This is a genomic window from Bacillus sp. CZDM1 (assembly GCF_055502545.1).
This window is the reverse complement of record NZ_JBUESO010000032.1, coordinates 1-8672: the sequence shown is the minus strand read 5'-3', so window position 1 is coordinate 8672 and position 8672 is coordinate 1. Positions and strand designations below refer to the sequence as shown.

The window sequence follows — 8672 nt, the reverse complement described above, 5'->3', positions numbered from 1 at the left end:
CGGGAATCAGGCAGTGTGGAACAGGATGCCGATGTCATTTTGTTCCTGTATCGTGAATCCTATTATGACAAGGAAACCAAGAATCCTTCTCTTGAGATCCTTGTATCGAAAAATCGAAATGGTCCAGTTGGGTCAGCGATTATGGATTACAACGAGCATACAGGAAGAATCGAGGACCCAAAGGATAAAAATAGAGAATAGGGTGGTAGATGGTGTTAATAAAAGACGCTTACTTTGATTGTTTTCTATATGGGGTAGCGTCAGGAAAGTGCAGAGTTACAACGATAAGCATTTTAAGCATAAATATCCCCCAAAATACGGGGTATAAATTACTTTTAATGGAAAAAAACTTGCGGACTAGAACAGCTACCCTGTCACTATGCCATTAGGGGGATTGTTTTTTTTATTTTAAATACCGAGGCAATTCCTTTTTACTAGGTCAAAAGGTTAATCTCTTGTGTTAAAGATATAAAGATGTTATATTATATATAGTTGATATAACAACTAATAAGAAAGGTGAAAAATCCAGTGAATACTCCATTATACGAAAATATTTATGATTTTATCATTAATCAAATTCATCAAGGTCTTCTCAAGCAAGGCGATCGAGTTCCCTCTGAAAAAGATTTGGCTGAAGAATTCAAGGTAAGTAGAATTACGTCAAAAAAGGCGTTAGACTTACTTGCACAAAACAAAATTATTACGCGGATAAGGGGTAAGGGTTCTTTCGTAGCAGAGCATCAAGCAGAGAAAATTGAAATGTCCATTCACGGGTCCACGCCCATTCCCACTGATAGTAGATTGATTGGATTGATTATACCTGACTTTGATGAAGCCTTTGGATTAATTCTCGTTAAAACAATTGAGGAAAAGTGTTTACAAAATAATTGCCATTTGATTATCAGACGAACTGGTGGTCAGATTAAGGAAGAAGAGAACGCAATTAAAAATCTAGTAAACTTTGGAGTAGACGGTCTCATCATTTTTCCTGTCAATGGGGAACACTACAATGTTGAATTATTAAAATTAGTTTTAACAGATTTTCCTTTAGTTTTAATAGATCGTTACTTAAAAGGTATTCCGGCAAGCTCGGTTTGTACAGATAATCGATCAGCAAGTGAAATGGTAACGAATTTTTTGTTTTCCACTGGTCATAAGGATATCGGATTTTTATCACCTCCTCCAATTGGTACATCAACGATTGAAGAGCGGGTTCAAGGGTATAACCAAGCATATTCAAAAAAAGGAATCAAATTAAATCCGAAGCTTCAATTAAGTCTACAAAATAGCCTGCCCTTAAAATTCCTTAGTGATAAATCAAGCGATTCAATGAATACCGGTTACCAATCAATTAAACGTTTTATTCTTGAAAATTCTGATATTACGGCCTTCATTGTTTGTGAATATGGTTTGGCTCTGTTATTGAACAAGGTATTAAATGATTTAGGGAAAAAACTTCCTGAAGATTATTCGCTTGTATGTTTTGATTATCCAGAGAATCAGTTTGATCAACCTGCCTTTACACATATCCGTCAACACGAGAAAGATATGGGAATCAAGGCCGTTGAATTATTAATGATGCATCTAAAAGGTGAGGAAATCCCAGAGCTTACTAGAATAGATTTTACATTAATCGAGGGAAAATCCACAAAAGTTATTGTCAATTCGAATACGGAAAAACATCCCGCTGATTAGGGATTTTTTTAAAATCCTAAAATATAGTTGACTTATATTGTATAAGTTAGTAATCTATTGATATATCATTATGGCGCAATGATAGTTATTATTAAAAATGATATATTATCTTATCTGTATTTTTTATTGGAAAATGTAAGCGGTTTACTTGTCGATCATCCGAGAACCTTCATAACATTTCGATATTAACTATGATCCATCTAATTTAGTTCGACTTGGCATCGATCATTTACGCGTTTTAAGTGAATTTGGAGAAAAAGTAAATTATTGTCATGGGAAAGATACTGAAATTTTACATGATGAATTATATGAATGCGGTGTCATTCCGGCTACTTTTGGTGCCAAGTATGATTTTTCAGAAGGATCATGGCGTTACACCATTCCAGGACAAGGGGATGTCGATTGGGGAAAAGTTGCCGTACGTTTGGAAAAAATCGGATACACCGGTCCCATCAGTATTGAACTTGAAGACCATCGATATTGGGGTTCTCTAGAACAAGAGCGTCAAGGAATCATAAAAGCAAAAGAGCATCTTGCTATTTATTTTAAATAATCAAAGTGTAATAGGGAGGAAGATCTATGTCTAGAAAAGTAAAAGTAGCAATTATCGGTTGTGGTGGTATTGCAAATGGGAAACATATGCCAAGTCTATCAAAACTAAAAAACGTTGAATTGGTTGCATTTTGTGATGTGCTTGTTGAAAGAGCTGAAAAAGCAGCAGCTAAGTACGGCGTTGAAAATGCCAAAGTATATGAGGATTATCAAGAGTTACTTCAGGATGAGTCAATCGAGGTGGTTCATGTCCTAACCCCGAACGATTCCCATGCGGAAATTTCTGTTGCAGCCCTAGATTCAGGCAAACATGTTATGTGTGAAAAACCAATGGCGAAAACGTCAGAAGAAGCGCATCTAATGGTGGAGGCTGCTAAACGTTCAGGCAAAAAACTGACGATTGGGTATAACAATCGTTTCCGTTCAGACAGCCAGCATTTACATAAGGTATGTGAACGAGGCGATCTTGGAGAGGTTTATTATGCGAAGGCACATGCTATTCGCCGCCGCGCAGTACCTACTTGGGGAGTTTTTCTTGATGAAGAAAAGCAAGGCGGCGGTCCGCTCATTGATATCGGTACACATGCTCTTGATTTAACCTTGTGGATGATGGACAACTATAAGCCAAAATCTGTTATGGGATCAACTTATCATAAATTAAGTCAGAAGAAAAATGCGGCAAATGCTTGGGGACCGTGGGATCCTGAAAAGTTCACAGTTGAAGATTCTGCATTTGGATTTATTACAATGGAAAATGGTGCCACAATCGTTTTAGAAACAAGCTGGGCATTGAATTCTTTAGATATCGATGAAGCAAAATGTTCATTGTCTGGTACAGAGGGCGGAGCCGATATGAAGGAAGGCCTAAGAATTAACGGAGAAAACTTCGGTAAGCTCTATACAACAAATGTTGATTTAGGTGCAGGTGGAGTTGCATTTTATGATGGAAAAGCAGAATCAGATGCTGATCTCGAAGCTAGACTGTGGATTGATAATATTGTCAATGACACAGAACCTGTCGTAAAACCGGAACAAGCATATGTCGTGACTCAAATCTTAGAAGCTATCTATGAATCTGCAAAAACTGGTAAAGCCGTTTATTTCGAAAAACAACCAAGCCTTGCTTTAAAATAATTAACTGAAGAAATCGTGAAAAAAATATCCTTTTATGAAGGAAGGAATATAATGGAAAATGTGAAAATCGGGATTATTGGTACAGGTGGTATATCCCATGTACATGTTAAGCAGTTGGGAGAATTAGAGAATGCAACAATCGTAGCGGTTGCAGATCCCAATTCTAAACACAGAGAGTTATTAATTGAGAAGTTCAATCTTGAAAATGTTGTACAGTTTGATGATCATCTTTCTATGCTAGAGAGCGTTCCAATGGATGCGGTGCTTATTTGTTCACCACATACCCTTCATTTCAGACAAGTGGTCGATGCCATAAACCATAATTGCCATGTGCTGATTGAAAAACCAATGGCTTGTTCACTCGAAGAAGCAGAGCAACTTATCGAACTAGCCAAAAAGGCAGACAGAGTTCTCCAAGTCTCTTACCAAAGACATTTTGAACCAGCCTTCCTTTATATCCGTGATGCCATTGCTAGCGGAGCGATTGGAAAGCTCACATCGGTAACAGCTTCACTCTATCAGGAATGGAAACAGCTTACCGCAGGTACATGGAGGCAAAATCCATCGTTATCTGGTGGAGGGATGCTTATGGATTCTGGAAGTCATATTGTAGACGTACTTTTATGGACCACAGGGTTAAAGCCACTCGAAGTTGAATCGAAACTGGAGCAGCATCAAACTCCAGTAGAACAGGATTCATTTACTGCGATTCGTTTTGAAAATAATGTTGTAGCAGGCTTAAATATAGTTGGGAATGCTCCATGCTGGCATGAAACATATGTTTTTTGTGGGGAAAGTGGAGGCATTTTTTATGACAACGGTAAGATTGTTCTTCGTCAATTTGGCAAAGAACCCGTCAACCCTGAGCTTCCTCAGCAAACAACGAATTCGGATAAAAGTTTTATCGCTGCGATCCTTGGTCATCACGATGTAATGGTACCTGGAGATTTCGCGAAAGAAGTAGTAAAGCTGACAGAGACAATTTATCAAGCGGCAGGATATAGGGCTGTTACCTCTATTAAATGATTGACGTAGTAAACCTGCTCCGATTCCAGGAGAACAAATTTTAATCAATCAGGCGATTATTGACGGGATATTGCGCTCTTCTGAATTATGCCGCGAAGTGGATATCGAAATTCCAAAAATATAATAAAAAATATTATATTTCAAAAATCGATTATAATTACTGGCACACAAAAATAAGGAGGTTATTCTCAGATGCACGTTGCCTTGTTAAGTAAATGGCATGTACATGCAGTTGATTATGCTCATCAAGCGAAGCAAAATGAAGACATAACGATTAAAGTGGTTTGGGATGAAATTGCTGATCGTGGAAATAAGTGGGCCAAAGAGCTTGGAGTCCCATTTGAAAAAGATTTAGTAAAGGTGTTAGAAAATCCCGAAATAGATGCTGTGCTTGTAGATACACCTACAAATCTTCATAGGGAAATTATTACACTTGCTGCTAAACATAAAAAACATATTTTCACAGAAAAAGTGTTAGCATTTACAGTTCGGGATTGTGAAGAAATTTTCACTGTTATAAAGGAAAATGAAGTTAAGTTAATGGTCTCTTTACCTCGTTTAACGGAAAATTATTATTTGTATGCTCAAAATGTACTTGATAAAGGATTGCTTGGAAAACTAACTTCCATTCGTTGTCGATTGGCACATAATGGTGCTGTTCCTTTTGAAGGACATCCAAATGGATGGCTGCCAGATCACTTTTTTAATAAAGAGGAGTGTGGAGGAGGTGCCTTAATTGACCTCGGAGCACACCCGATTTATTTAACAAATCGGTTAGCGGGATCAGCAAAGGCTGTGACAGCAAGATTACAAAAAACATTAGGATATGACGTAGATGATAATGCAGTGGTCATGGTTGAATATGAATCCGGTGTACTAGGGATGCTTGAAACTAGTTTTCTATCGAATGGCTCTCCTTTCCAACTTGAACTATATGGAACTGAAGGGACTTTGCTAATTGAGGATCAAAATATTCGTTTGAAAAGTAAACAATTAGGTGAAGGTTGGAAAGTTCCTGAGCAATTACCTGAATCACTAGCAATGCCACTTAATCAATGGGTATCTGACATTCTCGAAAATGCTCAACCAACACTTGATGAAAATGATTTTCTTAACTTAACATTAATAAATCAAGCTGCTACTTTATCTAATGAACAAGGCAGAAGAATTGAAATCGCTGAAATAGCCACAGCAAGCATTGAAGCTTAATTCGAATTCAACCCCATAAAATAAGAGCGGTGATGTGTTAAACAGAGCCGCTCTTATTCAAAGAAATTAAGGAGGTATATCTAATGAGTACTATTGGCTTGCAATTGTTTTCAGTATGGAAAGACGCCGAAAAGGACTTTTTGGGAACGGTCCAAAAAGTTGCTGACCTTGGATATGGAGCCATTCAATTTGCAGGTTTTTTTCAAACACCTGCTCAAGAAGTGAAACATGTAATGGATGCAAATAGAATGAAAACGGCTGGCGCTCATGTTGGAATCGATCAACTCTTAGGTGATGAACTATTAAAAACGTTTGAATATCATCACACACTTGAAAACAATTTACTTATTTGTCCATGGCTTCCAAAAGAAATGAGATTGTCAGAGGATACTTATAAGAAAACCGCTGAAACATTGAATCATATTGGTGAAACTTGCAAAAATGCTGGCTTTCTATTTGGTTATCATAACCATGATTTTGAGTTTGAAAGATTTGGAGACAAGACAGGATTTGACCTGCTTTTTGAAAATACTAATCCAGAACAAGTAAAAGTTGAACTTGATTGCTATTGGGCAGCCTTTGCTAACCAGGATCCTTTTGCCATCATTGAAAAATATAAAGACCGTGTTGTGTCCTTGCATTTGAAAGATATGAAAATTGTCAACGGTAAAAGAATGGGAACAGAAATTGGTAATGGTCAACTAGATTTTGAAACATTAATTAAAATAGGAAATGAATTAAATATTGAGTGGTTTACTGTTGAGCAAGAAGAGTTTGATCGTGATCCTTATGAAAGTCTGGCTATTAATGTAAATAACCTAAAAGAAATGATAGGAAGATTGTCATGATGGACGATTGGACCCAGCATTTGTAGGGAGATAGTCGTTTTTTTAACAATTCACTCTAGGAATAGTTTTTTGTATTGCTAACTGCAGGAATAAATAAAAAGTAAGGAGGGATTGTTACTATCCCTCCAAAAGACGTCCATCATTGTGGAAATTTGCGCCAATAGGAAATTTGTAGTTTTCAACAATTGAAACCTTATCTCCTTCGACCTTCATGATTCCACCAGTTGCAGGGCTGACCATCCAAATTTGGCCATTACGGTCAAAGTTAATCCCCTCCTACTATACTTTTTCCAAACGAGATTTAGAAATTATAAATAAACGAAGAAGAGAAGAAAACCGTTTAGGGTTCGCCGTTCAATTAGCCGTCCTTCGGTATCCCGGTTGGCCATACACTCATATCAAAAGTATCCCGGATTCAGTCATACATTATATATCGAAACAAATCGGTGCCACTCCATCTTCGATTTTTCTTTATCCTCAAAGGGAAAATACACTTTGGGATCATTTGAAAGAAATTCGAAGTGAATACGGCTTTGTAACTTTTACTCTAAAAGAATATCGAATGGCATTTAAGAATCTTTATCAATTAGCTTTGGAAAATGGCGATACCATTCATCTACTACATGAATGCATAGATTTTCTAAGAAAAAACAAAATCATACTGCCTGCTATCACTACACTTGAGAGAATGGTGTGGGAGGCAAGGGCAATGGCTGAAAAGAAGCTATTTTATACGGTTAGTCAGTCTCTAACAAATGAGCAAAAAGAAAAACTTGAAGAGATCATTACTTCGCAGCATCCATCCGAATCCAATAAAACGATATTAGGTTGGTTAAAGGAAACACCGGGTCATCCTTCACCCGAAACATTTCTAAAAGTAATAGGACGACTCGGATACATACGAGGAATAGAATTAGAGACGGTAAAAATTAGTCATTTGCATCGCAATCGCCTGTTACAGCTATCCCGTTTAGGTTCAAGATATGAGCCTTATGCATTTCGTGACTTTCAAGAAAATAAACGATATTCGATATTAATCGTCTATTTATTACATCTTACTCAGGAGTTAACAGATAAAGCTTTTGAAATTCATGACAGACAAATACTTAGTCTGTTATCAAAAGGCCGTAAAGCTCAAGAGGAAATTCAGAAACAAAACGGTAAAAAGCTGAATGAGAAAGTTATACACTTTACGAACATCGGACAAGCTTTGATCAAAGCAAAACAGGAAAAATTAGACGTTTTTGAGGTTTTAGAATCCGTTATCGAATGGAATTCTTTTGTCTCTTCAGTCGAAGAAGCTCAGGAACTTGCGCGTCCTGCCGACTATGATTATTTAGACTTACTGCAAAAACGGTTTTATTCACTAAGAAAATATACGCCAACGCTATTAAGAGTATTGGAATTTCATTCCACTAAGGCAAATGAGCCACTTTTAAAGGCTGTTGAGATTATCCGAGGAATGAACGAATCCGGAAAACGAAAAGTGCCTAATGACTCACCTGTGGATTTTATTTCAAAACGATGGAAAAAGCATTTATACAAGGATGATGGTACAACAATAAATCGTCATTACTATGAAATGGCTGTTTAGGTGTCCAGAGGGACGGTTCTCATGGTACAAATTAGACAAAAAGGACCGCTAGAACCGTCCGGGTTGGAAAAGTAAAGGACTAACCAATCTCCTTAATTTCTAGCTATATTAAGTTTGTTTTTTTAATAAATGCATCGATACCATCAACAACTCTAACCCCGCCAGCTTCTTCAACTACCTTTACGCCCTTCGTTAATTTTACCGCTTTATCGACGCCATTTGTACCGATAACGACAAGGGCATCTTCTCCAAAAGCGCGCCCAAACCGAATGGAATGGATCGGATATCAAACATACCCTAATTCTCCTGTTGTCTTAATGGGATTTGGGCTGCCTGATGAAAATCTCCATGCTTCGAATGAACATTTTAACTTAGAAAACTTCGATAAAGGGATCTTAATGATCTATTCGTTTTTAGAATTAATCAATCGATAGTCAAGGGATGTAGGTACCCAGAAACTCATTTGTCATAAAACATTCACAAAGTTTTGAAATTACCATGTCCTTTTTCTTCCTTTTTCAATATATAAAGGGGTGAAAGTATGAACAAGAAGAAGGGTAGTGTTGTGGATGGCTAGGTTTAGAAAAGTGAGCATGGATTTTTGGGTGGACCCG

8 protein-coding genes and 2 pseudogenes are annotated in these 8672 nt (G+C 37.2%); all 10 read left to right on the top strand.

Translation table 11 applies throughout. The annotated features are described in order from the left end of the window. Window positions 1-201, top strand: a 201-nt coding sequence (locus ACY3XC_RS28595; RefSeq protein WP_464871555.1) for a DnaB-like helicase C-terminal domain-containing protein, incomplete at its 5' end; no start/stop codon positions are given. Window positions 202-528: 327 nt separating this feature from the next. Then, window positions 529-1695 carry a GntR family transcriptional regulator gene (locus tag ACY3XC_RS28590; protein ID WP_464871554.1) on the top strand — a complete coding sequence of 389 codons (1167 nt, stop codon included), beginning with the start codon at window positions 529-531 and terminating at the stop codon, window positions 1693-1695. 184 nt (window positions 1696-1879) lie between these two features. Next, window positions 1880-2248 carry a sugar phosphate isomerase/epimerase family protein gene (locus ACY3XC_RS28585; protein ID WP_464871556.1) on the top strand — a complete coding sequence of 123 codons (369 nt, stop codon included), beginning with the start codon at window positions 1880-1882 and terminating at the stop codon, window positions 2246-2248. Window positions 2249-2274: 26 nt separating this feature from the next. Next, window positions 2275-3381, top strand: a complete 1107-nt coding sequence (locus ACY3XC_RS28580) for a Gfo/Idh/MocA family protein (protein WP_464871553.1) — start codon at window positions 2275-2277, stop codon at window positions 3379-3381. A 51-nt stretch (window positions 3382-3432) separates the two neighbouring features. After that, window positions 3433-4407 carry a Gfo/Idh/MocA family protein gene (locus tag ACY3XC_RS28575; protein WP_464871552.1) on the top strand — a complete coding sequence of 325 codons (975 nt, stop codon included), beginning with the start codon at window positions 3433-3435 and terminating at the stop codon, window positions 4405-4407. A 10-nt stretch (window positions 4408-4417) separates the two neighbouring features. After that, window positions 4418-4531, top strand: a pseudogene (locus tag ACY3XC_RS28570) (gfo/Idh/MocA family oxidoreductase); the annotation flags it as partial. 68 nt (window positions 4532-4599) lie between these two features. Then, window positions 4600-5616: a Gfo/Idh/MocA family protein gene (locus tag ACY3XC_RS28565; protein ID WP_464871551.1), complete on the top strand. Its 1017-nt coding sequence runs from the start codon at window positions 4600-4602 to the stop codon at window positions 5614-5616. 83 nt (window positions 5617-5699) lie between these two features. After that, window positions 5700-6464, top strand: coding sequence for a sugar phosphate isomerase/epimerase family protein (locus ACY3XC_RS28560; RefSeq protein WP_464871550.1), 765 nt, complete (start codon window positions 5700-5702; stop codon window positions 6462-6464). A 274-nt stretch (window positions 6465-6738) separates the two neighbouring features. Beyond that, window positions 6739-8055: pseudogene (locus ACY3XC_RS28555) on the top strand (DUF4158 domain-containing protein); the annotation flags it as partial. Between the two features lie 272 nt (window positions 8056-8327). Next, window positions 8328-8492, top strand: a complete 165-nt coding sequence (locus tag ACY3XC_RS28550; protein ID WP_464871557.1) for a hypothetical protein — start codon at window positions 8328-8330, stop codon at window positions 8490-8492. Window positions 8493-8672: the final 180 nt, after the last annotated feature.